We start from the raw sequence: 24,956 nt of genomic DNA, 5'->3' as shown, positions 1-24,956 counted from the left end.
GGACGTCGGCCAGGCTGCGGCGGCTAACGTATCAACGGCGGGGCAGTTTTTCCAGGGTGAGATCCGCCAGGGGCAGGCCGCCGAGCCGCTCCACTTCACGGATGCCGGTGGGGCTGGTCACGTTGATCTCGCTCAGCCGGCCATCGATCACATCGATGCCCACGAAGAACAGGCCTTCGGCGCGCAGGGCGGGGGCGAGTTCGGCGCAGATGCGGCGCTCCTGCTCGGTGAGGTCGGTGGCCTGGGGCGCTCCACCCACCGCCAGGTTGCTGCGGAACTCGCCACCGCTCGGCACCCGGTTCACGGCCCCCAGCGGCTCGCCATCCACCAGCAGGATGCGCTTGTCGCCGGCCTTCACCCCGGGCAGGAACGCCTGCACCATCACGGGCAGCTGCTCCTGCACCGTGACCAGCTCCAGCAGGGCCCGCAGGCCGGGGCTGGCCGCCGAGGCGAACACCACCCCCTGGCCGGCGCGCCCGCCCAGGGGCTTGAGCACCACCTCGGCGTGCTCGGCCGTGAAGGCGGCCAGATCCTCCACCCGGCTGGCCACCAGGGTGGGCGCCATCAGGTGGCTCCAGCGCAGGGAACTGAGCTTCTCGTTCCAGGCCCGTAGCGCCGCCGGCCGGTTGATCACCACCACCCCCTGACGCTCGGCCAGATCGAGCAGGTGGGTGGCATAGAGGTAGGCCTCGTCCACGGGGGGGTCCTTGCGCATCCACACATGGGCGAAGGCGGTGAGAGGCAGCTGCCGCGACTCACCCAGACGGCACCAGGGCTCGGGCACCACCCAGCCCTCGGGCTCCGGGCGGATCGCCGCCAGCTCCAGCGGCTGGGCCCGCACCCAGGCGGCATGGCCCTGGCCGGCGTCAGCCTGCCGCGCCGCCAGATCCGCGGGGGTGGCCACCCACACGGGCCGGCCGGCCCGCTGGGCCGCCTGCATCAGGGCCACGGTGGAGTCCTTGGCGGGCTTCAGACGGGTGATCGGATCGATCACGAACAACTGGGCCCCCGTCCCGGTCACCGGATCCGGGGCGGAGAACGCCGACGACGTCACCACGGTCAGGCAGCCAGCAGGGCGTCGAGCTGACCGCTGCGCTCGAGCGCATGGAGGTCGTCGCAGCCGCCCACGTGCTCGCCGTTGATGAAGGTCTGGGGCACGCTGCGGCGGCCACCACTGAGCTCGGCCATGGCACTGCGCGCCCGCTCATCGCCGTCGATGGCGTACTCGGTGTAGGCCACACCCTTGCGGTCGAGCAGGGCCTTGGCGCGGATGCAGAAGGGGCAGGCCCGCCAGGTGTAGATCTCGACGTTGGGGGCCATCGGGGCACGCGGCACGGCTGGAGGGATCCTAAAAGCGGGCTTCGCCGCTACTGGGGCCCCACTGCGCCCGTCGCCATTGAGTACGGTCGAGGCGACGTTTCCACACCGCCGGTGCTCGACCTCACCGACTTCAAGCGCGACCTCTCCGAGCTCACTGACCGCCTGGGCCATGCCCAGGACTGTCTTTGACGTTCCCGCTCTGAAAGCACGGCAGCAGGACCTCGAGCAGCTCGCCTCCCAGCCGGACTTCTGGGACGACCAGCAGGCGGCGCAGAAACAGATGCGCCAGCTGGACGACGTGAAGGCCCAACTGGAGCAGCTGGAGCGCTGGAAAGCCGCGGTGAGCGACGCCGAAGCCACCCTGGAGCTGCACGAGCTGGAGCCCGACGGCGATCTGCTGGAGGAGGCCAACGCGGGCCTCACCAGCCTGCGCGGCGATCTGGACCGCTGGGAGCTGGAGCGGCTGTTGAGCGGGCCCTACGACAAGGAAGGGGCCGTGCTCACCATCAACGCCGGCGCCGGCGGCACCGACGCCCAGGACTGGGCCCAGATGCTGCTGCGCATGTACACCCGCTGGGCGGAGGACCACGGCATGACGGTGAGCGTGGACGAGCTGAGCGAGGGGGAGGAGGCCGGCATCAAGAGCGCCACGATCGAGATCGAGGGCCGCTACGCCTACGGCTACCTGCGCAACGAGAAGGGCACCCACCGGCTGGTGCGTATCTCGCCCTTCAACGCCAACGACAAGCGCCAGACCAGCTTCGCGGGGGTGGAGGTGATGCCCAAGATCGAGGAGGAGGTGAAGCTCGACATCCCCGACAAGGATCTGGAGATCACCACCTCCCGGTCCGGCGGCGCCGGCGGCCAGAACGTGAACAAGGTGGAGACGGCCGTGCGCATCCTGCACATCCCCACCGGCCTGTTTGTGCGCTGCACCCAGGAGCGCTCCCAGCTCCAGAACAAGGAGAAGGCGATGGCCCTGCTGATGGCCAAGCTGCTGGTGATCGCCCAGGAGCAGCGGGCCGCCGAGATCGCCGACATCCGCGGCGACATCGTGGAAGCGGCCTGGGGCAACCAGATCCGCAACTACGTGTTCCACCCGTACCAGTTGGTGAAGGACCTGCGCACCCAGCACGAAACCACCGACGTGCAGGGGGTGATGGACGGCGACCTCGATCCCTTCATCCAGAGCCTGCTGCATGCGGGGGTGGAGGTGGGCAGCGGCGAGGATGGCGCTGATGGCTGACCCCACCACCGAGACCCCGACCGCACCCCGGGAGGAGAACCCCAGCTTCGTGAAGCTGGCCATGCGCAACATGGTGCGCAAGGGCCGCCAGAGCCTGGTGCATTTCGGCCTCACGGCCGTGGGGCTGCTGGCCTTTCTGGTGCTGATCGCCTGGCTCGGCCGGCCCCAGCTGCCCGGAGGCTGATCTCCCATGGCCGGCCAGGAGCAGGTGCCCACGGCGGACAGCGCGGAGGTCCCCGCGGTGGCGCTGGATCTGGCCTTCGAGGCCGCCCCGGGGCTGGCGACGGGCCTGTCTGCCAATGCCTGGCAGCAGGAGCTGCAGGGCTGGCTGACCCAGCTGCGGCCCGAACTGCCGCCGCGGCTCCAGGCCCGGGCCTACAGCCTGAGCCTCAGCCTGGTGGACGATGCCGGCATCGCCGCCCTGAACCAGGAGTGGCGCGAGAAACCCGGCCCCACCGATGTGCTGGCCTTCGCCGCCCAGGACGACGACCTCGACGGCCTGCCCCCTCTGGCTCCTGGGCCCGCCTCGGCTGGGCTGGAGGACGAGCTGGAGGAGGAGCCCCTGGAGCTGGGGGACATCGTGATCTCGGTGGACACTGCCCTCCGCCAGGCGCCGGAGCATGGCCACAGCCTCGAGGAGGAACTGCGGTTCCTGGCCAGCCACGGCCTGCTGCATCTGCTGGGCTGGGATCACCCCGACGAGGCCAGCCTGGCGACGATGCTGGCCCGGCAGGACGCGCTGCTCACCCCTGGGCAGGGCGGACAACGGCGGTAAGGTGCGCCTAAGCCATGACCAGCCCCCTCCCCCGCCCCGAGCCCCGTCCCCGGTTGATGGAGGCACCTCCACCGCTCCCGGCGCGGCGGCAGCCGCAACAGCGCCAGCCGCAGAAACGCATCGGTGCCTGGCGGGTGGCGGGCGATCTGCCCTCGAGCTTCCGCTACGCCGCCCAGGGCCTGGTCTACGGGCTGCGCAGCCAGCGCAACTTCCGCATCCACGTGAGCACGGGCGCCGTGGTGTTCGCCCTGGGCCTGTGGCTGCAGCTCAGCGCCGACCGGATGGCCCTGCTGGTGCTCACGGTGGCGGCCGTGCTGGTGCTGGAGCTGCTCAACACCGCCACCGAAGCGGTGGTGGATCTGGCGATCGGCCGCCAGTTCCATCCCCTGGCCCGGGTGGCCAAGGACTGCGCCGCCGCCGCGGTGCTGGTGGCCGCCCTGGCGTCGCTGCTCATCGCCGGCCTGCTGCTGGTGCCGCCGCTGCTCGGCCGGCTCGGCTTCTGAGCATGCTTCTCGTTCTCGACAACTACGACAGCTTCACCTTCAACCTGGTGCAGTACCTGGGAGAGCTGGCCGTGGACCATCCCCTGGCGGCCGAGCTGCGGGTGGAGCGCAACGACGCCCTCAACCTGGAGGAGATCCAGGCCCTGGCCCCGGCCGCGATCCTGATCTCGCCGGGGCCGGGCGATCCGGATCAATCGGGCGTGTGCCTGGAGGTGCTGAAGCACCTGAGCCCCACCGTGCCCACCCTGGGGGTGTGCCTGGGGCACCAGTCGATCGCCCAGGTCTACGGCGGGCGCGTGGTGCGGGCCAAGGAGCTGATGCACGGCAAGACCTCGCCGGTGCTGCATGAGGGGGCCGGCGTGTTTGCCGGGCTGCCCAATCCCCTCACCGCCACCCGCTACCACAGCCTGATCGCCGAACGGGAGTCGCTGCCCGACTGCCTGGAGATCACCGCCTGGCTGGAGGACGGCACGATCATGGGCCTGCGCCATCGCGCCTATCCCCATCTGCAGGGGGTGCAGTTCCACCCGGAGAGCGTGCTCACCCAGAACGGCCACGCCCTGCTCGCCAATTTCCTGCGCGAGGCGGCGGGCTGAGGCCGGCTGGCAGCTGAGCCAGGCCGCAGGCTGAACCCTGGCGGCAGGCCCGCCCGAACAGCGCTGCTAGCTTCGCGCCACCCGGCAGGCTCCCAGCCATGGCAACCCCCACCTTCCGCCGCCCCGGCGGCGCCCTGGCCCTGGGGGCCGGGCTGGGGATCGGAGCCGGGATGCTGCTGCAGCCCGCCGCGGCACTGGCCGGCAGCGGGGTGAGCATCACCAGCTACGGCCACAGCGCCCTGATGATCCGCGGGGGCGGCGCCAGCGTGCTGGTGAACCCGTTCAAGGCCGTGGGCTGCGCCGCCGGACTGGCCGAGCCCCGCGTGGGGGCCACGGTGATCCTGGCCAGCAGCCGCCTGCTGGATGAAGGGGCGCCGGTGGCCAGCGGCAAGTTCCTGGTGGATCCCGGCTCCTACCGGGTGGGCGGCCTCAAGATCGAGGGCATCGCCGGCCCCCACGACCGGGTGGGGGGCCGGCGCTTCGGCCAGTCCACGCTGTGGCGCTGGGAGCAGGGCGGCCTGAGCTTCGCCCACCTGGGCGGCACGGCGGCACGGCTGAGCCCCTCCGACAAGGTGCTGCTGGGCCGGCCGGACGTGCTGATCCTCGGCGTGGGCGGCGGCGCCAAGGTGTACGACGGCAGCGAAGCCGCTGAGATCGTGCGCGAACTGCAGCCCCGGGTGGTGATCCCAGTGCAGTACACCACCGGCACCGCCCCAAAGGATTGCGATCAGGGCGGTGTGGAGCCCTTCCTGCAGGCCCTGGGAGGCACACCGGTGAAGCGATCAGGCCGGAACCTCTCCCTGCCGGGCACCCTCAGCGAAGGGCCGGTGATCCAGGTGATGCGCTGAGGGTGCCGGCGCCGGGGCCCTCGATTGCCGCGTAGGCGCTCCAGAACTGCTGCATCTGCGCCGTGGTGCCGAGACTCACCCGCAGCGAGCCCTCGATCAGCGGCTTGCCCGCCATGGAGCGCACCAGGATGCCCACCTCGCGCAGGCGCCGCTCCACCTCCTCAACCGGGCGCTCGGGCCAGAGCAGCAGGTAGTTGCCTCCGGCAGCGTGGTGGCGCACCCCGGCCTGCTGCAGCTGCTCCAGCAGCCAGGACCGGGCCCGCAGCACCTCGGCCACATAGCCGTCCACGTAGGCCTGGTCGTTGAGGGCCGCCAGGGCGGCGGTCACGGCAAAGCTGTTGATGTCGTAGGGACCGGTCACGCGGCTGATCCGGTCCACCACGTCGGCCGACCCGATGGCGAAGCCGATGCGCAGCCCGGCCAGGCCGGCCGTCTTGGCCAGGGAGCGCAGCACCAGCAGGTTGGGAGTGGCGGCGAAGTCGGCGGTGGGCAACACGCTGTCCCCGGTGAAGGCTTCGTAGAGCTCATCCACCACCACCAGCGTGGCGGGGGCCGCGGCGGCCAGCTCCAGGATCCGCTCCGGCGGCAGGCGGGTGCCGGTGGGGTTGTTGGGGTTGCAGATCAGGAGCAGCCGGGGCGGCTCCGGCGCCTGCAGGGCCTGCCGGATCGCCGCCAGCGGGAAAGCGAAGCCCGGCAGGTCGTAGGGGATGGCCTCGATCACCATGCCCTGCATGCGGGCACAGGGGTTGTAGTAGCCGAAGGTGGGACTGGTGGTGAGCAGCACGTCACCCCGGTCGCCGTAGGCGTGGAACAGGGCATGGATGGCGGCGTCCACACCGTTGAACAGGCCGATCTGGGCCGGCTCCAGAGGCCGGGCCAGGCCCGGGGCGACGGCGCCGAGGTTGGCCACCACGGCTTCACGCAGCCCGTCGTATTCCGGATAGATGGCGTAGTGATCGGCCGGAATGCGGCGGATGGCCTCCACCACGCGGGGGCTGGGGCCCACGGTGTTCTCGTTGAAGTCGAGCCGCAGCAGGCCGCGGCGCCCCTCCAGCGGCGCGCTGTAGGCCTGCAGGCTCTCCACCTCCGGGCGGGCCTGGGGGAACGGCGGCTGGGTCACGGGGCCAACTGGGTCACGGGGTCGGTGACGCACCGGAGAAGCCACCATCCTCCGTCCGCACAGCCCCCTGGAAGCAAGGCATGGCGCTCGGCGGATCCCTGTGAGGATGAGTCGACGCACTCGCCCATCTCCGGGGGAAGGGGAGCGGGTGCTGGAGAAGCGGAACGGGATCGTCGGGAGGGCCTGAGCACGACGGACCGCGGAAGCAGCCATGGAGGGTGCTGACCCTGACCATGGGATGGAGAGGAACCGGCATCAGACAGGCGCCATCCAGATTCGCCACATCCACCGTGCTGTGACTCTGCGCCCCGTTCATTCTCAGGAGCCTTCCGAGATGACATCATCACTCCCACCGACGGATCGATGCACTGAATGATCGATGCCCTGAATCATTGATGCCGCAAATGCTCGATACCGCGAGTGAATGAGCCCAAGCGAAGTAGACCTGCAGATCGCCAATGAGGCCAGAAAGCTTCATGAAAGCAGTCACCAACCCGGAAAGGGCCAGGGCCGTTCGGGCCGACATCCGGTGACGTCAAGCATCGGCGACAATAATCCTGCCATGCTCTCCGATCTGGCAGGCATGGTGGAGCGCGACATCATTGCCGTGCAACGGGCCGTGTCTGATCAACTGACACGTATCTCGAATCGCCGGGGATTCCTGGCGTTCAGCAAGTACAGCCTCGAGCTGCATAGACGTCAGCTGGTCCCCGCCACTCTGGTGTTCTTCGATCTGGACACGTTCAAGCCGATCAACGACCCGCATGGCCATGCCGAAGGCGATGGTGTGTTGACGCTCTTTTCAGAGCAGATGAGAGATTCCTTTCTCAGCTCAGACTTGTTCGCACGGCTTGGTGGTGATGCGTTTGTCGCCCTGCTCACTAACGCCGATTCCGACGTGGTGGTGACCACCCGGGGTTCACGGTTCACCGATGGCCTCCAGCACCGCTGTGCTGCCCTCTCGCTGCCCTATTCGATTGCGTTCTCCTACGGGCTCGTGTCCTGCGAGCCGCTCAAGCATTCGTCTGTTGTGGACATGCTGCATGAAGCCGATAGCGCCATGGACCGCGGCAAACGAGCCAAGCGGTGAGGGGGAGTGCAGGTTGGCGGCGCAGCTGGCATCAAGCGGGGCTGTTGATGCCTTGCTTGATGCTTTGGAGCAAGAGCAAAGGGTCGGTGAGCGACGAAAGGCTACGCCTGTGCGGCTGGATATGACAGCCCCTCTAGCGTCGTGATCAACCTGAACGGACGCAGACATGGAAAGCCGGGACCGGATCCTGTTCCAGCGTGCCCGGCTCAAGCGTGCACTATGGACCCTTCTGCCAGGAGCTCTCTCCAGTGCGATCAGCTTGGCCGCACCTGCCAGCTGGGCCCAGCCCAACCTCGCCCTCACCCCAACATCTGCCCCAGGGATGGCTGTGAAGGCACCCAGCATCGCCGATCTCCAGGCGATTGCCGAAGAGGGATTCATCTACGGCCTGCCGATCGTGATGAACTACGCCGTGATGGTCGAGTATGCGGTGGACAGGAACTCCGGCCAGTTCAAGGCACCGTTCAATCAGATTCACAACGAGGCCCGCGTCTTCACCGACAAGGACACGGCGGTCATCACTCCCAACAGCGACACCCCCTACTCGCTGGCGTGGATGGACCTGCGCGCGGAGCCGATCGTGCTCTCGGTGCCAGCGGTGGAGAAGACGCGTTACTACTCCGTGCAGCTGATCGACGGCAATACCTTCAACTATGGCTACATCGGCAGCCGCGCCACTGGCAATGGCGCCGGCGACTACATGGTGGTGGGCCCGAGCTGGGAGGGCACGACGCCGCCGGGAATCGAGAAGGTGTTCCGCTCGACCACGGAGTTCTCGCTGGCCGCGTACCGCACCCAGCTCTTCGATCCCGAAGATATGCCCAACGTGGTGAAGGTGCAGGCGGGCTACAAGGTTCAACCGCTTTCGTCCTACCTCAACCAACCACCCCCGCCAGAGGCTCCGGCCATCGCGTTTCCGACAGTCACCAAAGACCTGGTGAAGACCAACTTCTTTGACTACCTGGATTTCTCGCTGCAATTCGCGCCGGCCGGCCCTGAGGAAGAATCGATCCGCACCAGGCTCGCCAGCATCGGCATCGGCCCTGGCAAGACGTTCAACGTCAAGGATCTACCAACCGAGCACAAGGCCGCCATCCTGTTGGCGATGAAGCGAGGAGAAAGCAAAGTCGACCAATACCTGGAGAGCGGGCAGAAGGACATCAACGGCTGGACGGTGGGCTCCCTCTTCGGCGACCGTGCCTTCTACAACGGTGACTGGCTCAAGCGCGCCGCGGCCGCCAAGGGCGGCATCTACGGCAACGATGCCATCGAAGCCATGTATCCCCTCACCAGGACGCTGGCCAACGGGGATCTGCTCGACGGCAGCCAACACAACTACACGCTGACCTTCGCGAAGGACCAGCTGCCGCCGGTGAACGCCTTCTGGTCGGTGACGATGTACGACGGCAAGACCCAGCTCCTGATCAAGAACCCGATCAACCGCTACCTGATCAACTCCCCGATGCTGCCGTCGATGAACAGGAACAGCGATGGGTCCCTGACGCTCTACATCCAGAGGGATTCGCCCGGCCAGGACAAGGAAGCCAACTGGCTGCCCGCGCCCGACGGTCCCATCTATCTGGTGATGCGGCTGTACTGGCCGCGGACGGAGCCACCGTCGATCCTGCCCCCCGGCGCAGGCTCCTGGAAGCCGCCGGGCCTGATGCAGGTGCCCTGAGGCGGCAAGGCCTTCAGGCAGCCAAGGGGGAAGGAGGCCCACACTGGTTCTGAGCCCTTCGGGCCCCGGACCCCACGCCGAGCTTCCCATGACAGCACCGACGGTTGCCGCCAGCACGCCCATTGCCGTCAGCCTGGAGGAGGGCAAGGAGTACGTCTACTGCGCCTGCGGGCGCTCCTCCGATCAGCCGTTCTGCGACGGATCCCACGAGGGCAGCGGCATCACCCCCCTCTCCTTCAAAGCCGAGAAGAGCGGCAAAGCCCTGCTCTGCCGCTGCAAGCAGACCGCCAAGCCCCCCTACTGCGACGGCACCCATGCCCGTGTGCCCGCCGACCGGGTGGGCACCAGCTTTGACATCCACGAGGCCGGTGATGACGCCGGTGATGACGCCGGTGATGACGCCGGTGAGGAAGGCAGTGAGGAAGGCAGTGATGACGAGGAGATTTCTGACGGGACCCAGGAAGAGCCCACTCTCGGGCTGATCCACGAGCTGGCCCAGAACGGCCTCGAGCGGGTGGGCCCCCTGGGTCCGGTGGTGTCGATGGGGGTGCCGCGCTCCCAGCTGCCCTGCTGGGATGACATCCAGATCCTCACGGCCCAGCTGGCGCGGCAGCCCCTGGCCGACGACGACCCTGTGGGCACGGAGCTGGTGATTGGCCCCCGGGCCCAGCGCCCGCTGCGGCTGGAGATCCCCCTGCTGGTGTCGGACATGAGCTTCGGAGCTCTCTCCGAGGAGGCGAAACGGGCGCTGGCCAGGGGCGCGGAGCAGGCCGGCACCGGCATCTGTTCCGGCGAGGGGGGCATGCTGCCTGCGGAGCAGGCCGCCAACCACCGCTACCTCTATGAACTGGCGCCGGCGATGTTCGGCTACCGCGAGGAGCTCCTGAGCCAGGTGCAGGCCTTTCACTTCAAGGCCGGCCAGGCGGCCAAGACCGGCACGGGCGGCCACCTACCCGGCGCCAAGGTCTCCGAGAGCATCGCCCGCGTCCGCGGCATCCCCGAAGGCGAGCCCTCCTGCTCTCCGGCCAGCTTCGAGCAGCTGCACACCCCGGCCGAGTTCCGCCGTTTCGGCGATCGGGTGCGGGAGCTCAGCGGCGGTATCCCCGTGGGCTTCAAGCTGAGCGCCCAGCACATCGAGCCGGATCTCGATTTCGCCCTCGAGGCCGGAGCCGACTACGTGATCCTCGACGGCCGTGGCGGCGGCACCGGCGGAGCCCCGCAGCTGCTGCGGGACCACATCTCAGTGCCCACCATTCCCGCCCTGGCCCGGGCCCGGGCCCATCTCGACCGCCGCGGCGCCAGCGGCGAGGTGACCCTGATCATCACGGGCGGCCTGCGCACACCGGCCGACTGCGTCAAGGCCCTGGCGCTGGGGGCCGACGGGATCGCCCTGGCCAATGCCGCCATCCAGGCGATCGGCTGCGTGGGCTCCCGGATCTGCCACACCAACCGCTGCCCCACGGGGGTGGCCACCCAGGACCCCGAGCTGCGCCAGCGCCTGCAGGTGGAGCCTGCCGCCCAGCGCCTGGAGCGCTTCTTCCGGGCCACGGTGGCGCTGATGCAGGTGATGGCCAGGGCCTGCGGTCACGACCACCTGAACCGCTTGTGCCGCACCGACCTGGCCAGCTGGCAGCGGCCGCTGGCGGAGCTGGCCGGCATCGCCTGGAGCGGAGCGGCGGCGACGGAGCCCTGAGGCCGTCACCGCGCTGATCACGGAGGGGCAGCTGCTCCACCCGGCTCGCGCCCCGGGAGTCCAGGACCCAGCACCCAGGAAACCCACTTAGTATCCGTCCTTACACCCGCTTGGCGGGACCACTGGTATCCCTGCACGGTTCTGGAGACCGGCAGACCATGCGGTCGTCTCCCTGAGTCTTCAGTCAGGAACCTCAACACGTGCCGTCTCCCTGGAAGGGGGTGGGTCTGCCGCTGGTGCGCGAAGCCTCCGTGCAGCCGCGCTCCCTCGCTGTCCACCCGGCTGCGTCCCGCCGCTCAGCTGTGATCTACTGCCAGGGCCAGTTCTGCCTGCCCGATGGCAAAACGGCCCATGGGCTGATCCGCCACAGCGATCGCTACCGCATCACGGCCGTGATCGACGCCGACTGCGCCGGTGGCGATGCCGGGCAGCTGCTCGAGGGGGTTGCCAACGGCATCCCCGTGGTGGCCGATCTGGCCGCGGCGCTGGCCCTGAGCGGCCCCCCACCCCACACCCTGATCTACGGGATGGCCCCCGCCGATGGCCTCTACAGCCCCAGCGACCGGGCCATGCTGCTGGCCGCCCTGCGCGCGGGCCTGAGTCTGGTGAGCGGCATGCGGCAATTCCTGAAGGACGATCCGGAGTTCGCCGCCACTGCCGCACGGCATCACACGACCATCCAGGACGTGCGCCGCCCGCCGGCCCTGAAGGATCTGCGGCTGTTCAGCGGCGCGATCGCCAGCGCCACCAGCCGGCGCATCGCCGTGCTCGGCACCGATGGGGCCATCGGCAAACGCACCACCGCCACCCTGCTGGTGCAGGCCCTCAACGACCACGGCATCCACGCGGTACTCGTGTCCACCGGCCAGACCGGGATGATCCAGGGCGGCCGCTACGGACTGCCCCTCGACGCCATCCCCTCCCAGTTCTGCTCCGGGGAGGTGGAGGCCGCAGTGATGCTGGCCGAGGCCTGCGAGCAGCCCCAGGTGATCGTGATCGAAGGCCAGGGTGCCCTCAGCCACCCGGCCTACCTCTCCTCGACCTTCATCCTGCGCGGCAGTGAGCCCCAGGCCGTGATCCTGCAGCATGCGCCGAAGCGGCGCCGGCGCTGTGACTTCCCCCAGGTGGCCATGCCCTCGCCCCAGAGCGAGATCGCGCTGATCGAGGCCTTTGCCCCCACCCGGGTGATCGGCATGACCCTCAACCACGAGGGCATGGACCTGGCTGAGATCCCCGCCGCATGCGCGCTCTACGAGGCCGATCTGCACATCCCGGTCACCGATGCCCTGGCCTGCCCGGCCGAGCGTCTGGTGCACATGGTGCTGCGGGCCTTTCCGGAACTGGGAGCGACAGCGGCCCTGCCGGCGTGAGCGCCCCGCGCCTGGAGATCAACCTCAGCCACCTCCATCACAACGCCCGCACCCTGGTGAGGCGCCTGGCCCGCCAGGGCATCGCGGTGACAGGCGTGAGCAAGGCCGTGCTGGGAATGCCGGAGATCGTGCGCACCTGGCTGGCGGCCGGGCTGGGCTCGATCGGCGAATCGCGCCTCGACACGGCGGAAGCCCTGGCCCGGGGGGGCCTGCAGGCCCCCCTGCTGATGATCCGCACGCCGATGCTCAGCCAGGTGGCTCGGGTGGTGGCCCATGCGGCCATCAGTTGCAACACCGAACCCCGGGTGCTCGAAGCCCTGGCGGTGGCAGCCCGGAAGCAGGGGCGCCGCCACGGGGTGCTTCTGATGGTGGAGCTGGGGGATCTGCGGGAGGGCATCCTGCCCGGGGATCTGGAGCGGATCGCCCAGCTCACCCTGGCCCTGCCGTCCCTGCAGCTGGTGGGGATCGGCAGCAACCTGGGCTGCCAGCATGGTGTCGCTCCCGATGCCGCAAATATGGCGGAACTCTCCGAGCTGGCGGAGACCCTGGAAGCACGCCTCAGCACCCGTCTGCAGCTGATTTCCGGGGGGAATTCCGCCAATCTCCCCTGGCTGGCCCAGGGAGGTGCGCCCGGCCGGATCAACCACCTGCGGCTGGGCGAGGCCCTGCTGCTGGGGCGGGAACCCCTCGGCCGCAGCGCCATCCCGGGCCTGCACACCAACGCCTTCCGCCTGGTGGGGGAAGTGATCGAGGTGAAGACCAAGCCCGGCCTGGCCTGGGGCAGCCGGGGCCTCACCAGCTTCATGGCCCCAGGAGGGCCAGCAGGCCTCCCCTGCCACGACCGGGACCCGCGGCAGCGGGGCCTGCTGGCCCTGGGGGTGCAGGACAGCGACCCGGCCGGGCTGGAGCCCCCACCCGGTGTGGCGATCGTGGGAGCCAGCAGCGACCATCTGGTGCTCGAATCCCTCCACCCACTGACCGTGGGGGAGGAGGTGGGTTTCGGCCCCAGCTACAGCGCCCTGCTGCGGGCGATGACGAGCCCGTTCGTGGAGCGCCGTTGTCTCCGGGAGGCCACAGCCCCCCACCATCAGGACGCTCCAGGTTGAGGGCTCCATCCAACCCGATCGGATGCGATCGTCGGCTGGATCACATCCGCTCGAGCGTGGGAATTCCCAGCAATCCCAGCCCCAGCCGCAGGGTGTCGGCCGTGAGGCGGCAGAGGGCCAGGCGAGCGGCGCGGACTTCAGGCTCGGCCTTGAGCACCGGCACCTGGTCGTAGAAGCGGTTGAACACCTGGCTGAGTTCGAACAGGTAGCTGCACAGCCGGTTCGGCAGCAGCTCCTCCTCCACTTCAGCCACCACGGCATCGAACTTGAGCAGTTCCCGCGCCAGGGCCCATTCCTGGGGTTCGCTGAACCGCAGGGAGGAGGCCTCCACCGCACCCTCGAGATCACCCCCCTTGCGGGCGATGCCGGCGATCCGCACCACGGCGTAGAGCAGGTAGGGGGCCGTGTTGCCCTGCAGCGCCAGCATTCGATCGAAGCTGAACTGGTAGTTGGTGATCCGGTTCTGGCTGAGGTCGGCGTATTTCACCGCCGCCAGGCCCACCGTGGTGGCCACGTGCTCAATGAACGCCTCGTCTTCCGTGCGCTCCTCCTCCTGCAGGCGGCGACGCAGATCCGCCTCGGCCCGCTCCACCGCCTCATCGAGCAGATCGCGCAGCCGCACCGTGTCGCCGGCGCGTGTCTTGAGCTTCTTGCCGTCCTCGCCCTGCACCAGCCCGAAGGGCACATGCTCCAGCCGCGCCCCCGTCGGCACCCAGCCGGCCCGGCGGGCCACCTGGAACACCCCGGCGAAATGGCTGGCCTGGCCGGCGTCGGTCACGTAGATCACGCGGCGGGCCCCATCCCCCTGTGGCGGCGGTGCAAAGCGGTAGCGGATCGCCGCCAGGTCGGTGGTGGCGTAGTTGAAGCCGCCATCGCTCTTCTGCACGATCACCGGCAGCGGCTGGCCGTCCTTGCCGCTCACCCCCTCGAGGAACACGCAGCGGGCGCCGGCGTCGGTGACCAGCAGGCCGGCGGCCTCCAGATCGGCCACCACCGCCTCCAGATAGGGGTTGTAGAAGGATTCGCCCCGCTCGCTGAGGCGGATGTCGAGCCGGTCGTAGATCTTCTGGAATTCGCGCCGGCTCTGGTCGCACAGCAGCCCCCAGGCCTTCAGCGACACCGGATCGCCCCCCTGCAGCTTCACCACCTCCTCGCGGGAGGTGGCCTGGAAGGCCTCGTCGGCATCGAAGCGGGCCTTGGCCTGGCGGTAGAAGGCCACCAGATCGCCCAGATCCACCGCATCAGCTGTGGTGAGGGCCTCGGGCGCCACCTGCTTGAGGTGGGTGATCAGCATGCCGAACTGGGTGCCCCAGTCGCCCACATGGTTCAGCCGCAGCACCGGGTGGCCGCGGAACTCCAGCACCCGCGCCAGCGCGTCGCCGATGATGGTGGAGCGCAGGTGCCCCACGTGCATCTCCTTGGCGATGTTGGGGCTGGAGAAATCCACCACCACCGGCGCCGGCTCCTCACCGCCGGGCCCCGCAGCGCTGGGCACCCCCAGGCGCGGATCAGCGAGGCGCTCGGCCACCTCCGCCGCCAGCCGCTCGGGCCGCAGGGTGAGGTTGATGAAGCCGGGCCCGGCGATCTGGGGCTCGCCGCAGAGTTCGGCAAAGGTTGGATCGGCCTTGAGCTGCTCCACGATCGCGGTGGCGATCGCCCGGGGCGGTTGCTTCAGGGGCTTGGCCAGGGGCAGGGCACCGTTGGCCTGGAAGTCGCCGAACTCGGGCTTGCTGGCCGGGGCCAGCTGGGGGTCGAGCCTCCGGCCCACCGCCCCGGCCTCGGCGGCGGCCTCGGGGAACGCCCGCTCCATGGCCGCCGCGAGCTGGGCTTCAAGGGCTTGGGCGATCCGGAGCATGGAGGGCGTCGGGCAGGGCGGCGGAGCTCCCGCGCACGGCGGGAGGGGGCCCCTGATCATCTCTCCAGGGGGTTGCACACCCCCCGGCGAGGATGGAGCGTTGCCGCAGCCCGTCATGGAACTCGCCTCAGTGGTGTTCTACGGGCGCCTGGGGGATCAGGCCCTGCCGATGTTCAACCTGGAGGGTGAACTGCAGCGCTGGCGCTCGGCACGGGTGCTCGACTGCCCCGGCGGGCCCGGCTCGCTCTCGGCGCGGTTGCGGGGGCTGGTGGGGGAGGTGGTGGCGGTGGATCCGCTCTATGCCCTGCCGGAGCAGGAGCTCGAACGACGGGCCCTGGCGGATCTGGACCACGCCCTGGAGGGCATGCGCCGCAGCCCCACGCTGCGGCCCGATTTCGATCTGGAGGCCTGCCGCCAGGAACACCTGCTGGCGTTGCAGACCTTCCTGGAGGATCGCCGCCGCCATCCTGGGCAGTTCCGCATCGCCTCCCTGCCGGAGCTGCCCTTCGCCGATCAGAGCTTCGATCTGGTGCTCAGCGGCCATCTGCTCTTCGCCTATGCCCCGCTGCGCCACGGCGGCCTCTCCAGCGGGGAGGGGTTCGATCTGGCCTGGCACCGCCGGGCCCTGGCCGAACTCTGCCGGGTGAGTCGCCAGGCGGTGCGCCTCTATCCCGCCCACACGATCGAGCGGCAGGCGCGGCGCCATCCCTACGCCGAAGCGCTGCTGGGCGAGCTGCCACCGGGGTGGCGCGGCAGCTTCGTGAGCAGCCGCTACGACCAGGGCCACGACGGCTGCACCGACGCCCTGCAGCTGGAGCGGGTCACGCCGGCGGCCACGCCGGCTCCCGACCCCGCGGCAGCACGTTGAAGCGTCGCCGCACCTCCGCCAGGGGGTCGGCGAGGTGATCCCAGGGATCCACGGCCGCCAGCAGGTCGGTGTTCACGTGGGAGCCGTGCTCGATGCCCGCGAACAGACGCTCGATCTCCAGGGCACCCCGCTGGCCCGGGATGAAGGGGGAAACCCGAAGCCCAGTCCGAATTCCGCCAGGGCGAACATCAGCAGATAGAGGGGATCCGCCCGCTCGAAGCCGGCCTGAAAGCGCAGCAGCATCGATCATCCCAGGGGCGGGGCTGGCTCAGGTCGACCCAGGCTGGCGGCCGCCCCCCTGGTAGCAAAGATCACCCGCGGAGGTGCTGCAGCGGCGAGGCCGACGGGGGCTGCGGGCTTAGGAGGTGAAGCAGCTGCCCACCACCCCGATGGCCAACCACCGCCCATCCGGCCTGACGGCCCGGCCCCTCTGAGATGGGGGCGTGCGGGCACGAGGCCATGGCCTCCCGGCGCACGGTGGCCCTGGTGGGCATGCCCAACACCGGAAAATCCACCCTCTACAACCGGCTCACCGGCGGGCAGGCCCATGTGGCCAACTGGCCCGGCCTCACGGTGGAGCTGTTGCGCGGGGCCCTGCCCCCCGATCGCCAGGGCACCCCCTTCGAACTGATCGACCTGCCGGGCATCCACGACCTCAGCGGCAGCAGCGAGGATGAGGCGATCGTGGCGCGGATGCTGGAGCGCACCCCGCCGGATCTGGTGCTGGTGGTGCTGAACGCCAGCCAGGCCCGCAGCCAGCTGCGGTTGCTGCTGCAGGTGCGGGCGCTCGGGCTGCCGGTGGTGGCCGCGCTGAACATGAGCGATGAGGCCCAGCGCCATGGCGTTCGCATCGACCATGCAGGCCTGGCAGCGGCCCTGGGGCTGCCGGTGCTGGCGGTGAGCGCCAGACGCCGCCAGGGGATCGATGCCCTCATCCACAGCATCCACACCACGGCAGAGCAGTTGGGGGGCCCAGCGCCCGGCAAGGGAGCCCAGCGGGGGAATGGCACTGCCACGAGCCTCGAGGCGCTGCAGGGCTTCCTGCATCTGCCCGAGCGGCCCCGCCTGGGGCGGAGCCGCCGGATCGACCGGGTGCTGCTCCATCCCCTGGTGGGTCTGCTGCTGTTCCTGGCCCTGGTGCTGCTGGTGTTCCAGCTGCTCTACGCCGTGACCGCCCCGCTGCAGGAGCTGCTGGCGGCCCTGCTCGACGGCATCCAGACCCTGGTGCTGGAGCCCGCTCTGGCGGCGCTCGGCGCGCCGGATTTCCTGCGGGGACTGCTGATCGACGGGGTGTGGCTCGGGGTGGGCACGGTGACCAGCTTCCTGCCGCTGATCTTCGTGTTCTACGTGCTGATCGGCGTGATCGAAGACTCGGGCTATCTGCCGCGGGCCGCCTTCCTGATGGATGGCTTCATGCACTGGCTGGGGCTCGACGGCCGGGCCTTCGTGCTGCAGGTGATGGGCTTCGGCTGCAACGTGCCCTCGATCCTGGGCACCCGCGTGATCCGCGACCGGGGCATGCGGCTGCTGGCCATGCTCTGCATTCCCTTCGCGCTCTGTCAGGCCCGGCTGACGGTGTACCTCTTCCTGGTGGGGGTGTTCTTCCCGCGGCCCTGGTGGGCGCCGGGACTGGTGCTGTTTGGCTTCTACCTGCTCAGCTTCGCGGCCGCCGTGATCACGGGGCTGGTGTTCCAACGGGCCTTCCCCAGCCGGGAGGCCTTCGTGCTGGAACTGCCGCCCTACCGCTCCCCCAGCCTCGGCACGGTGCTCCGCCGCGGCTGGAGTTCCATGCTCAACTTCCTGGCCACCACCCGGGTGTTCATCGTGGCGGGCGCGGCAGGCATCTGGCTGCTCACCCACCTGCCCCCTGGCGCCAGCACCGGCTCCAGCCTGGCCGCGGCGATCGGCGGTGTGTTCCAGCCGTTGCTGGCGCCGATCGGCATGGGCCCGGAGCTCACCATCGCCCTGTTCTTCGGGTTCATCGCCAAGGAGATCCTGCTGGGGGCGATGGCGGTGATCTACGGCACCAGCGAGAGCGGCCTGGGCAGCACCGTGCAGGCGGCGATCACCCCCCTGCAGGCCCTCAGCTTCATGACCTTCGTGCTGCTCTACACCCCCTGCCTCGGCACGGTGGCCGCCCAGCTGCGGGAATCGAAGAGCCGGAGGTTCGCCTTGCTGTCGCTGGGCTGGTCGCTGCTGCTGGCCTGGCTGATGGCCCTGCTGGTGTACCAGGGGGGCAGCTGGATCGCAGCAGGGAACTGAGCCTGAGCCCCAGGCGGCAGGAGCGGGGAGGCCGGAACGCTCCTCAGCCGCGGCTCAGCAGGCTCACGTCCATTTCTTGGGCCTGCTCCTGCCGCAGCATGAACTCCAGCAGGCCGCAGGCAAGATGCAGGATGCCGCCAGGCCGTCCGCGTCGAAGCACCTCCACCTCCACACCGGGGGCGATGCCCATGGCCTCCAGCCGCCGTTGCAGGGCCGGATGCAGGGGCAACGATTCGATGCGCACGCGCTGCCCTTCGTTCACCGAGCTCAGGGGCACTGGCGAGGCTCCCACCACACGGGCGAAGGCTAGGCCGGCAGCCAGGCGCCGTCTCCAGCCTGTGATCCAGGTCACCGCTCAGTGTGATGCAGGGGAGCAGAAGAGCGCCTCAATGCGATCAGCAAGGGCGGCCGAATCCGGCGAAGCCAACAGATCGAGGTTGACAATAGCGATACAGATGTTCTACAATGGCTGATTAGTGAACCCAAAAAGCACAAGAATTGAACGCCTTCAACAGAGGATTCAACCAAACGATTCACTAAAGCAATTCATTAATTCATTCCATCAATTTTCCATCCATTGCATCACAAACGCAACGACCTCCGCCGCTACGACGACGCCGCAACCACGCCCAAAACAACCAGCACAACGGCGCAGGTCCCATCGGCCGTGTCCCACATCCACTCCGCACGTCATCCCACGCGCGAATCCATCCACGCGCTGATTGCAGCCTGGGCTTCACCTTTCACAGCCTGGTTTGCTGCGCCAAGCCATGGGAGCCGTGGTCTTGATGGTGCTTCCACCCACTCCTTCAGGGCTTCCTGTGACGGCCGGCATTCGCTCCACCTCCAGTGTTCCAATCTCAAGTCAGCTCTAGTCAGCTCCACCTGTGAGCCAGAGACCCCCTTTCACGACTTTCACGACCTGATGCCACGCACAGGCGCCAAGCCCTGAATCCGCTCTGACTCCGATCGCTCCAGCCATGACGCCACCCACCACCATGCTCGCCTCCCAGGAATCCGTCAGCACCACCTCCGGCTTCGGCAGCAGCAGCTTCGTTTTGGTGTATCACCGATCGCCGTACGACCTGAAGACAGCGGCGGACGGCAGTGTCGAGTTCGTCGACCAGAAGAGTCCGAACGGCATCATTCCCACCCTGCGCAATCTCTTCCAGGAGGAACGTTCAGGCACCTGGATCTCCTGGCGGGAAGACGCGGATGCGGCCAACGCCCCGGACGAGCGCCTCACCGTTCCCTCCGCCAGCCCCTTCACCCTGCGGCGGCTGCCCCTCACCAAGGAGCAGATCTCGAGCTTCTATCACGTCACCTCGAAGGAATCCTTCTGGCCGATCCTGCACAGCTTCCCGGGGCTGTTCAGTGTGGACAACTCCGACTGGGACACCTTCGTGGAGGTGAACCAATCGTTCGCGCGCGCGGCCTGCGAGGAAGCGGCCCAGGGCGCCACCATCTGGGTGCATGACTACAACCTGTGGCTCGTGCCGGCCCAGATCCGCGAGCTGCGGCCCGACGTGCGCATCGCCTTCTTCCATCACACGCCGTTCCCCTCCAACGACGTGTTCAGCATCCTGCCCTGGCGGGACGAAATCCTCGACAGCCTGCTCTGCTGCGATCTGGTGGGCTTCCACATCCCCCGCTACGCCGACAATTTCTCCCGCACCGCCATCAACCTGCGGGGAGCCCGCTGCGGCGATCCGGTGCCCGTGGCCGAGAAGTTCCGCCATTTCGGCAGCGCCCTGGCCCAGCCCACCGTGATGCCCTGGCTGGAGCACAACGGCCGCCGCGTTCACATCCAGGCCTCGCCGGTGGGCACCTCGCCCGACGTGATCCGCGAGATCGTGGCCTCCGAGGAGGTGCGCACCATGGCGGCCCAGATCGCCGAACAGCATGCCGGCCGCAAGCTGATCATCTCGGCGTCCCGGGTGGACTACACCAAGGGCAATGAGGACATGCTGCTCTCCTACGAGCGCGTGCTGGAGAACAATCCCAAGTGGCACGGCAAGGTGGAGCTGTTCCTCGCCTGCGTGGCCGCCGCCAGCGGCATGCGCATCTACGAGGACATCCAGCGCTCGGTGGAGGAGATCACCGGCCGGATCAATGGCCGTTTCGGCCGCATCGACTGGACCCCTGTGCGGCTCTCCACCCGCCGCACGCCCTACAACGAGCTGGTGGCCTGGTTCACCCAGTCGGACGTGTGCTGGATCACGCCGCTGCGCGATGGCCTCAACCTCGTGGCCAAGGAATACGTGGCTGCCCGCCAGGGCCGTGACGGCGTGCTGGTGCTCTCCGAATTCTCCGGCGCCTCGGTGGAACTGGAGGACGCGGTGGTCACCAACCCCTACTCCCACCACAGCATGGACAATGCCATCCTCAAGGCCCTGACGATGCCCAAGGACGAACAGGTGCGTCGCATGGCCTCGATGTCCGAGGCCGTGGAGGAATTCACGGTGCAGCACTGGGCCGAGCAGGAGCTCGGCGCCCTGCGGGCCATTTGATCCGGGGCGCAGGGCGGATACGACTGCCCCGCGGGCTCAGACGGGGGCTGGCCCTCGGTCTGGCCCTGGGCCTGGTGCTGGCGCTCGTCTGGGGCGGCATCCTCCGGGACGGAGCGGTCTGGGCCCGCGGCCCGGTGACGGTGCAGGTGCTCATGCCCGCCCCCTTCGCCGACGCCACCGCAGAGCTGGTGAGCCGCTTCAACCGAGAGCACAGCGATGTGCGCATCGCCGTGACCCGCGGCCCCTTCGAAACCGAGTCGGTGTCGGATCTGGCGATCAGCAGCCTGCTGCTGGGCGACAGCCCCTACGACCTGCTGCTGATGGACGTGACCTGGACGGCCAAATACGCCGCCGCCGGCTGGTTGCTGCCCCTCGACGACAGGCTCGGCCCCGACCCGCTGGCACCGCTCGCTCCCGGCGCCCGCGAGGGCAACCGCATCGACGGCCGGCTCTGGCGCATCCCCCTGGTGGCCGACATGGGCCTGCTCTACTGGCGCACTGACCTGATGGACGCCCCACCCCGCACGCCCGCCGAGCTGGTGGACACCTCCCTGGCGCTGCAGCGCCAGGGCAAGGTGCGCTGGGGCTACGTGTGGCAGGGCCGCCAGTACGAGGGGCTCAGCTGCGTCTTCCTGGAGGTGCTGCACGGCTTCGGCGGTTTCTGGGGCCCCGTCGGGCCCGACTTCGGGCTCGGCTCCGCCGCGGCCACGGAAGCGGCCGCCTGGCTGCGCAGCCTGATCGACACGGGCGTCAGCCCACCGGCCGTGGCCAACTTCGCCGAGCCGGAAGCCCTGCAGAGCTTCGAGGCCGGTGAGGCCGCCTTCCTGCGCAACTGGCCCTACGCCTGGCAGGAACTGCAGGGCGCGGGCAGCCGTGTGGCCGGCCGGGTGGGTGTCACCACGATGGTGGCCCAGCCGGGCGAGCCCCACGGCGCCACCCAGGGCAGCTGGGGGCTCTCGGTGCTCGCCGGCAGCCGCCACCCGGCCGAGGCGGTGCAGGTGCTGCAGGCCCTCACCGGTGAGGCCAGCCAGCGGCAGCTGGTGGAGCGCTGGGGCTACACCCCCACTCTCGACGCCCTGTTCGACGACCCGGAGCTGGTGGAACGGCGCCCGCTGCTGCCGGTGCTGCGCGCCGCCCTGGACGACGCCGTGCTGCGGCCGATCAACCCCGGCTACGCCCAGCTCAGCGACATCGTGCAACGCCAGCTCAGCGGCGTGATCACCGGCGACACGCCTCCTGCACGGGCCATGGCCCGTGCAGGCCGCTCCAGCCGGTTGCTGCTCGAAGCCAGCGGCCAACAGCCTGCCAGCGGCCAGCAGAGTGCGGACGGCAAGGAGGTGACGCCATGAATCCGGTGGTGAGTCTGGCGCTGATGGCCCCGGCCCTGCTGCTGCTGCTGGCAGTGTTCCTCTGGCCGATCCTCGACTACGCCGGCCTGAGCCTGCAGGCCCAGTCGGTGTTCACGGGTCTGGAGCCCGTGCCGGTGGGGCTCGCCAACTGGGAGCGGCTGCTGGGGGATGGCCGCTTCTGGCAGGACGCCCTCCAGACCGTGCGGTTCGCGGCCGTGTCGGTGGGGCTGGAACTGGTGCTGGGCCTGGGCATCGCCCTGCTGCTGCACCAGCGCTGGCGGGGCCGGGGCGTGGTGCGCAGCCTCACCCTGCTGCCCTGGGCCCTGCCCACCACGGTGATGGCCCTGGGCTGGCGCTGGATCTTCAACGACCCCAACGGCCCGATCAACGGCCTGCTGCAGCTGCTCGGCCTGCCCACCGTGCCGTTTCTCGCCTCCCCCCAGCTGGCCTGGCTGGCGGTGGTGTTCGCCGATGTGTGGAAGACCACCCCGTTCGTGGCCCTGCTGCTGCTGGCCGGCCTGCAGATGATCCCTGCCGACCTCTACGAGGCCTTCGCCCTGGAGGGCGGCTCGGCCTGGCAGGCCTTGCGCCGCATCACCCTGCCGCTGCTGCAGCCCTACATCTTCATCGTGCTCCTGTTCCGCCTGGCCCAGGCGCTGGGGGTGTTCGATCTGGTGGTGGTGCTCACCGGCGGCGGCCCGGCCAGCAGCACCGAAAGCCTGGCGCTCTACGCCTACCTCAATGCCATGCGCTTCCTCGATTTCGGCTACAGCGCCACCGTGATGCTCGGCATGTTCGGGCTGCTGCTGGCCGGTGCCCGCCCCCTCTTTTGTCTCAGCCAGCGCCGACCCGGGAGCTCGCCGTCATGACCCCTTCCCGATCCAGCGGGTCGATCGGCCGCAGTGCCCTGGTGGCGCTGCTGCTGCTCTGGAGCCTCGGACCCATGCTCTGGCAGCTCTACACCTCCCTGCGCACGCCGGAAGCGCTGCTGGCCGGCGCCGGCGGCCTCGGCCGCGGCTGGACCCTGGCTAACTACGGCGCCGTGCTCAGCGGCGATCCCCCCTTCTGGCGCTACCTGCTCAACAGCACGGTGGTGGGGGCCCTCAGCACCCTGCTCACCCTGGCGCTCGCCATTCCCTGCGCCTATGCCCTCAGCCGCCGCCAGGGGCTGCTGCGGCTGCTGATCGGCGGCGGCCTGCTGGCAGCGGCCGTGTTCCCCTACGTGCTGCTGTTCCTGGCACTGCTGGAGGTGGCCCGGCAGTTCGGCCTGGCCAACAACCTGCTGGCCCTGTGCCTGCCCTACGCCGGCCTCTCCCTGCCCCTGGCCCTGCTCCTGCTGCAGGCGGCCTTCGCCGAACTGCCGGTGGAACTGGAGGAGAACGCCGTGCTGGAGGGCTTCCGCCTGCCGCAGCGGCTGCGCTGGATCCTGCTGCCGCTGATGGGGCCCTCGGTGGTGAGCACGGGCCTGCTGGTGTTCCTGTTCAGCTGGAACGAGTTCCCGATCGCCCTCACCTGGCTGAGCCGCAGTGACCTGCTCACCCTGGCGCCGGCCATGGCCCGGATCGCCGGGTCTTCCGTGTTTACCGTGCCCTACGGCGCCTTCGCCGCCGCCACCGTGCTCGGCAGCGTGCCGCTGCTGGCCCTGCTGCTGCTGTTCCAGCGCCAGATCGTGGCCGGCCTGACCCAGGGAGCGATCAAAGGATGAGCAGCACCGGCTTCAGCCCCGTGAGTTCCAGCACAGCCCCCAGCGCGGGCGCCTCCGCCGCCCTGCGCCTGGACAGGCTGGAGCGGCGCCTGGACGGCAAGGTGATCCTGGCGGGAATCGACCTGTCGGTGGCCGCGGGTGAATGCCTCGCCCTGCTGGGGCCGAGCGGCTGCGGCAAGAGCACGATCCTGCGCCTGATCGCCGGGCTCGACCGGCCCGATGGCGGGCGGATCCTCTTCGACGGCCGTGACATGACCCAGGTGCCGGCCGGCCGCCGTCAGGTGGGGATGGTGTTCCAGAGCTACGCGCTTTACCCCCACCTCAGCGTGGCGCGCAACCTCTCCCTGGGCATGGAGCTGCGGGGGGTGCCGCGGCCGCGGCGGGAGGAAGCCATGGCACGGGTGCTGGGGATGCTGCAGCTGGAGGACTTCAGCGATCGCCGGCCGGCCGATCTCTCCGGCGGCCAGCGCCAGCGGGTGGCCCTGGCACGGGCCCTGCTGCGGGAGCCGCGGGTGTTCCTGCTGGACGAACCGATGAGCAACCTCGATGCCCAGCTGCGGGAGGAGCTGCGGCCCCAGCTGCGCGCCATCCTCTGCGGCGGACAGGCCCCGGTGGTGTACGTGACCCACGACCAGCAGGAGGCCATGGGCATCGCCGATCGCATCGCCGTGCTGCAGGACGGACGGCTGCAGCAGTGCGGCACCCCCCAGGAGCTCTACGGCCGGCCCGCGAACGTCGTGGTGGCCAGCTTCATCGGCCGTCCCCAGATCAACCTGCTGCCGATGGACGACGGCACCGTGCTCGGCATCCGGCCGGAGCATCTCCAGCCGGTGGCGGAGGGCGGACTGCCGGTGCAGGTGCGCAGCCGCGAGTGGCACGGGGCCAGCCAGCAGCTCACCCTGGCCAGCCGCCACGGCGAACTGCGCTGGACCACCGACGGCAGTCAGGAGATCGGCGAAGGGCTGCGACTCGGCTGGGAGCCCCGGCACGAACACCGCTTCCACCAGGCCACGGGAGAGCGCTGCTGACCCAGAAGGCGCTGGCGCCCCCGGGCGGGGCCGC

At 69.5% G+C, this 24,956-nt stretch carries 25 protein-coding genes; 18 read left to right on the top strand and 7 right to left on the bottom strand.

The features are described 5' to 3' along the window. Positions 1 to 31: 31 nt before the first annotated feature. Both gshB and grxC read right to left on the bottom strand, forming a co-directional pair. Positions 32 to 1,057: a glutathione synthase gene (gene gshB / locus CPCC7001_RS10960; protein ID WP_006909325.1), complete on the bottom strand. Its 1,026-nt coding sequence runs from the start codon at positions 1,055 to 1,057 to the stop codon at positions 32 to 34. A gap of 2 nt (positions 1,058 to 1,059) precedes the next feature. After that, complete coding sequence (grxC, locus tag CPCC7001_RS10955) at positions 1,060 to 1,320, bottom strand: glutaredoxin 3 (RefSeq protein WP_006910302.1); 261 nt, start codon at positions 1,318 to 1,320, stop codon at positions 1,060 to 1,062. Positions 1,321 to 1,431: 111 nt separating this feature from the next. Between grxC and prfB the strand changes: the two genes are divergently transcribed. From prfB to CPCC7001_RS10925, 6 genes are all read left to right on the top strand, one after another. Then, positions 1,432 to 2,566, top strand: a protein-coding gene (gene prfB, locus CPCC7001_RS10950) for a peptide chain release factor 2 (RefSeq protein WP_156796758.1) whose coding sequence is annotated in 2 segments (ribosomal slippage) — positions 1,432 to 1,506 and positions 1,508 to 2,566 — 1,134 coding nt in all. Because the reading frame shifts where the segments join, the coding sequence is not laid out codon by codon here. After that, positions 2,559 to 2,750: a DUF3285 domain-containing protein gene (locus CPCC7001_RS10945; protein ID WP_006911750.1), complete on the top strand. Its 192-nt coding sequence runs from the start codon at positions 2,559 to 2,561 to the stop codon at positions 2,748 to 2,750. The genes prfB and CPCC7001_RS10945 overlap by 8 nt, the downstream gene beginning before the upstream one ends. 6 nt (positions 2,751 to 2,756) lie before the next feature. Then, positions 2,757 to 3,341: an rRNA maturation RNase YbeY gene (gene ybeY / locus CPCC7001_RS10940; RefSeq protein ID WP_006911584.1), complete on the top strand. Its 585-nt coding sequence runs from the start codon at positions 2,757 to 2,759 to the stop codon at positions 3,339 to 3,341. A gap of 56 nt (positions 3,342 to 3,397) precedes the next feature. Continuing rightward, the gene (locus CPCC7001_RS10935; protein WP_006910636.1) at positions 3,398 to 3,844 is read left to right on the top strand and encodes a diacylglycerol kinase family protein; all 447 of its coding nucleotides are present in this window, start codon (positions 3,398 to 3,400) and stop codon (positions 3,842 to 3,844) included. Positions 3,845 to 3,846: 2 nt separating this feature from the next. Then, entirely contained in the window at positions 3,847 to 4,440 is a 594-nt protein-coding gene (locus CPCC7001_RS10930; protein ID WP_006911644.1) for an aminodeoxychorismate/anthranilate synthase component II, read from the top strand. Between the two features lie 98 nt (positions 4,441 to 4,538). Continuing rightward, entirely contained in the window at positions 4,539 to 5,288 is a 750-nt protein-coding gene (locus tag CPCC7001_RS10925) for an MBL fold metallo-hydrolase (RefSeq protein ID WP_006910416.1), read from the top strand. On the opposite strand, the gene CPCC7001_RS10920 is transcribed toward CPCC7001_RS10925, so the two are convergent. After that, complete coding sequence (locus CPCC7001_RS10920) at positions 5,254 to 6,456, bottom strand: histidinol-phosphate transaminase (protein ID WP_083782632.1); 1,203 nt, start codon at positions 6,454 to 6,456, stop codon at positions 5,254 to 5,256. The two genes, CPCC7001_RS10925 and CPCC7001_RS10920, sit on opposite strands and share 35 nt — an antisense overlap. Before the next feature lie 376 nt (positions 6,457 to 6,832). On the opposite strand from CPCC7001_RS10920, the gene CPCC7001_RS10915 reads away from it, so the two are divergent. The 5 genes from CPCC7001_RS10915 to CPCC7001_RS10895 all read left to right on the top strand — a co-directional run bounded on the left by CPCC7001_RS10915 (position 6,833) and on the right by CPCC7001_RS10895 (position 13,345). After that, positions 6,833 to 7,498 carry a GGDEF domain-containing protein gene (locus CPCC7001_RS10915; RefSeq protein WP_083782631.1) on the top strand — a complete coding sequence of 222 codons (666 nt, stop codon included), beginning with the start codon at positions 6,833 to 6,835 and terminating at the stop codon, positions 7,496 to 7,498. Between the two features lie 166 nt (positions 7,499 to 7,664). Continuing rightward, on the top strand, positions 7,665 to 9,176 hold the full coding sequence (locus CPCC7001_RS10910) for a DUF1254 domain-containing protein (protein ID WP_006911780.1): 1,512 nt from the start codon (positions 7,665 to 7,667) through the stop codon (positions 9,174 to 9,176). Positions 9,177 to 9,264: 88 nt separating this feature from the next. Then, a complete protein-coding gene (locus tag CPCC7001_RS10905) occupies positions 9,265 to 10,869 on the top strand; it encodes a glutamate synthase-related protein (RefSeq protein WP_006911101.1) in 1,605 nt (534 codons plus the stop codon). Between the two features lie 200 nt (positions 10,870 to 11,069). Next, on the top strand, positions 11,070 to 12,239 hold the full coding sequence (locus tag CPCC7001_RS10900) for a DUF1611 domain-containing protein (RefSeq protein ID WP_225867233.1): 1,170 nt from the start codon (positions 11,070 to 11,072) through the stop codon (positions 12,237 to 12,239). Next, a complete protein-coding gene (locus CPCC7001_RS10895; RefSeq protein WP_006909579.1) occupies positions 12,236 to 13,345 on the top strand; it encodes an alanine/ornithine racemase family PLP-dependent enzyme in 1,110 nt (369 codons plus the stop codon). Before CPCC7001_RS10900 ends, CPCC7001_RS10895 begins: the two co-directional genes overlap by 4 nt. A gap of 40 nt (positions 13,346 to 13,385) precedes the next feature. On the opposite strand, the gene argS is transcribed toward CPCC7001_RS10895, so the two are convergent. After that, positions 13,386 to 15,200, bottom strand: coding sequence for an arginine--tRNA ligase (gene argS / locus CPCC7001_RS10890; protein WP_006910967.1), 1,815 nt, complete (start codon positions 15,198 to 15,200; stop codon positions 13,386 to 13,388). A gap of 115 nt (positions 15,201 to 15,315) precedes the next feature. Here argS and CPCC7001_RS10885 point away from each other — a divergent pair, with 115 nt between their 5' ends. Beyond that, positions 15,316 to 16,068 (top strand): class I SAM-dependent methyltransferase, encoded by a 753-nt coding sequence (locus tag CPCC7001_RS10885; RefSeq protein WP_043368979.1) that lies wholly within the window; start codon positions 15,316 to 15,318, stop codon positions 16,066 to 16,068. Here the strand turns inward: CPCC7001_RS10885 and CPCC7001_RS15920 are convergent. Together CPCC7001_RS15920 and CPCC7001_RS15230 are read right to left on the bottom strand one after the other, a co-directional pair. After that, positions 16,022 to 16,144 carry a hypothetical protein gene (locus CPCC7001_RS15920; protein ID WP_255347435.1) on the bottom strand — a complete coding sequence of 41 codons (123 nt, stop codon included), beginning with the start codon at positions 16,142 to 16,144 and terminating at the stop codon, positions 16,022 to 16,024. The two genes, CPCC7001_RS10885 and CPCC7001_RS15920, sit on opposite strands and share 47 nt — an antisense overlap. After that, a complete protein-coding gene (locus CPCC7001_RS15230) occupies positions 16,141 to 16,311 on the bottom strand; it encodes a hypothetical protein (protein ID WP_156796757.1) in 171 nt (56 codons plus the stop codon). Before CPCC7001_RS15230 ends, CPCC7001_RS15920 begins: the two co-directional genes overlap by 4 nt. Before the next feature lie 216 nt (positions 16,312 to 16,527). Here CPCC7001_RS15230 and feoB point away from each other — a divergent pair, with 216 nt between their 5' ends. Continuing rightward, on the top strand, positions 16,528 to 18,330 hold the full coding sequence (gene feoB, locus CPCC7001_RS10880; RefSeq protein ID WP_006909496.1) for a ferrous iron transport protein B: 1,803 nt from the start codon (positions 16,528 to 16,530) through the stop codon (positions 18,328 to 18,330). 43 nt (positions 18,331 to 18,373) lie between these two features. Here feoB and CPCC7001_RS10875 read toward each other — a convergent pair whose 3' ends face one another. Then, positions 18,374 to 18,622 carry a FeoA family protein gene (locus CPCC7001_RS10875; protein ID WP_225867232.1) on the bottom strand — a complete coding sequence of 83 codons (249 nt, stop codon included), beginning with the start codon at positions 18,620 to 18,622 and terminating at the stop codon, positions 18,374 to 18,376. A gap of 688 nt (positions 18,623 to 19,310) precedes the next feature. Between CPCC7001_RS10875 and ggpS the strand changes: the two genes are divergently transcribed. Genes ggpS through CPCC7001_RS10850 form a run of 5 tightly spaced genes read left to right on the top strand, consistent with a single transcriptional unit; the run spans position 19,311 to position 24,922 of the window. Next, positions 19,311 to 20,840 carry a glucosylglycerol-phosphate synthase gene (gene ggpS / locus CPCC7001_RS10870; protein ID WP_006909071.1) on the top strand — a complete coding sequence of 510 codons (1,530 nt, stop codon included), beginning with the start codon at positions 19,311 to 19,313 and terminating at the stop codon, positions 20,838 to 20,840. Next, positions 20,837 to 22,189 (top strand): ABC transporter substrate-binding protein, encoded by a 1,353-nt coding sequence (locus tag CPCC7001_RS10865; RefSeq protein ID WP_006910828.1) that lies wholly within the window; start codon positions 20,837 to 20,839, stop codon positions 22,187 to 22,189. The genes ggpS and CPCC7001_RS10865 overlap by 4 nt, the downstream gene beginning before the upstream one ends. Next, positions 22,186 to 23,058 (top strand): carbohydrate ABC transporter permease, encoded by an 873-nt coding sequence (locus CPCC7001_RS10860; protein WP_006911387.1) that lies wholly within the window; start codon positions 22,186 to 22,188, stop codon positions 23,056 to 23,058. The genes CPCC7001_RS10865 and CPCC7001_RS10860 overlap by 4 nt, the downstream gene beginning before the upstream one ends. Continuing rightward, complete coding sequence (locus tag CPCC7001_RS10855) at positions 23,055 to 23,894, top strand: carbohydrate ABC transporter permease (RefSeq protein ID WP_006909825.1); 840 nt, start codon at positions 23,055 to 23,057, stop codon at positions 23,892 to 23,894. The genes CPCC7001_RS10860 and CPCC7001_RS10855 overlap by 4 nt, the downstream gene beginning before the upstream one ends. Further along, the gene (locus CPCC7001_RS10850; RefSeq protein WP_006910359.1) at positions 23,891 to 24,922 is read left to right on the top strand and encodes an ABC transporter ATP-binding protein; all 1,032 of its coding nucleotides are present in this window, start codon (positions 23,891 to 23,893) and stop codon (positions 24,920 to 24,922) included. The genes CPCC7001_RS10855 and CPCC7001_RS10850 overlap by 4 nt, the downstream gene beginning before the upstream one ends. Positions 24,923 to 24,956 lie beyond the last annotated feature (34 nt).

Origin of the sequence: Cyanobium sp. PCC 7001 (assembly GCF_000155635.1) — a bacterium.
Lineage (GTDB): Bacteria > Cyanobacteriota > Cyanobacteriia > PCC-6307 > Cyanobiaceae > NIES-981.
Note: the sequence above shows the minus strand (reverse complement) of the source record. Positions and strands in the feature narration are given on the sequence as shown.

Excerpts from the sequence above, each read along its gene's own strand:
- CPCC7001_RS10925 (WP_006910416.1), top strand. The coding sequence starts at position 4,539 with ATGGCAACCCCCACCTTCCGCCGCCCCGGCGGCGCCCTGGCCCTGGGG.
- grxC (WP_006910302.1), bottom strand. The coding sequence starts at position 1,320 with ATGGCCCCCAACGTCGAGATCTACACCTGGCGGGCCTGCCCCTTCTGC.
- CPCC7001_RS10885 (WP_043368979.1), top strand. The coding sequence starts at position 15,316 with ATGGAACTCGCCTCAGTGGTGTTCTACGGGCGCCTGGGGGATCAGGCC.
- CPCC7001_RS10855 (WP_006909825.1), top strand. The coding sequence starts at position 23,055 with ATGACCCCTTCCCGATCCAGCGGGTCGATCGGCCGCAGTGCCCTGGTG.
- CPCC7001_RS15230 (WP_156796757.1), bottom strand. The coding sequence starts at position 16,311 with ATGCTGCTGCGCTTTCAGGCCGGCTTCGAGCGGGCGGATCCCCTCTAT.
- argS (WP_006910967.1), bottom strand. The coding sequence starts at position 15,200 with ATGCTCCGGATCGCCCAAGCCCTTGAAGCCCAGCTCGCGGCGGCCATG.
- feoB (WP_006909496.1), top strand. The coding sequence starts at position 16,528 with ATGGCCTCCCGGCGCACGGTGGCCCTGGTGGGCATGCCCAACACCGGA.
- CPCC7001_RS10945 (WP_006911750.1), top strand. The coding sequence starts at position 2,559 with ATGGCTGACCCCACCACCGAGACCCCGACCGCACCCCGGGAGGAGAAC.
- ggpS (WP_006909071.1), top strand. The coding sequence starts at position 19,311 with ATGACGCCACCCACCACCATGCTCGCCTCCCAGGAATCCGTCAGCACC.
- CPCC7001_RS10905 (WP_006911101.1), top strand. The coding sequence starts at position 9,265 with ATGACAGCACCGACGGTTGCCGCCAGCACGCCCATTGCCGTCAGCCTG.
- ybeY (WP_006911584.1), top strand. The coding sequence starts at position 2,757 with ATGGCCGGCCAGGAGCAGGTGCCCACGGCGGACAGCGCGGAGGTCCCC.
- CPCC7001_RS10915 (WP_083782631.1), top strand. The coding sequence starts at position 6,833 with ATGAGCCCAAGCGAAGTAGACCTGCAGATCGCCAATGAGGCCAGAAAG.
- CPCC7001_RS10860 (WP_006911387.1), top strand. The coding sequence starts at position 22,186 with ATGAATCCGGTGGTGAGTCTGGCGCTGATGGCCCCGGCCCTGCTGCTG.
- CPCC7001_RS10935 (WP_006910636.1), top strand. The coding sequence starts at position 3,398 with ATGGAGGCACCTCCACCGCTCCCGGCGCGGCGGCAGCCGCAACAGCGC.
- CPCC7001_RS10910 (WP_006911780.1), top strand. The coding sequence starts at position 7,665 with ATGGAAAGCCGGGACCGGATCCTGTTCCAGCGTGCCCGGCTCAAGCGT.
- CPCC7001_RS10920 (WP_083782632.1), bottom strand. The coding sequence starts at position 6,456 with ATGGTGGCTTCTCCGGTGCGTCACCGACCCCGTGACCCAGTTGGCCCC.
- CPCC7001_RS10850 (WP_006910359.1), top strand. The coding sequence starts at position 23,891 with ATGAGCAGCACCGGCTTCAGCCCCGTGAGTTCCAGCACAGCCCCCAGC.
- CPCC7001_RS10930 (WP_006911644.1), top strand. The coding sequence starts at position 3,847 with ATGCTTCTCGTTCTCGACAACTACGACAGCTTCACCTTCAACCTGGTG.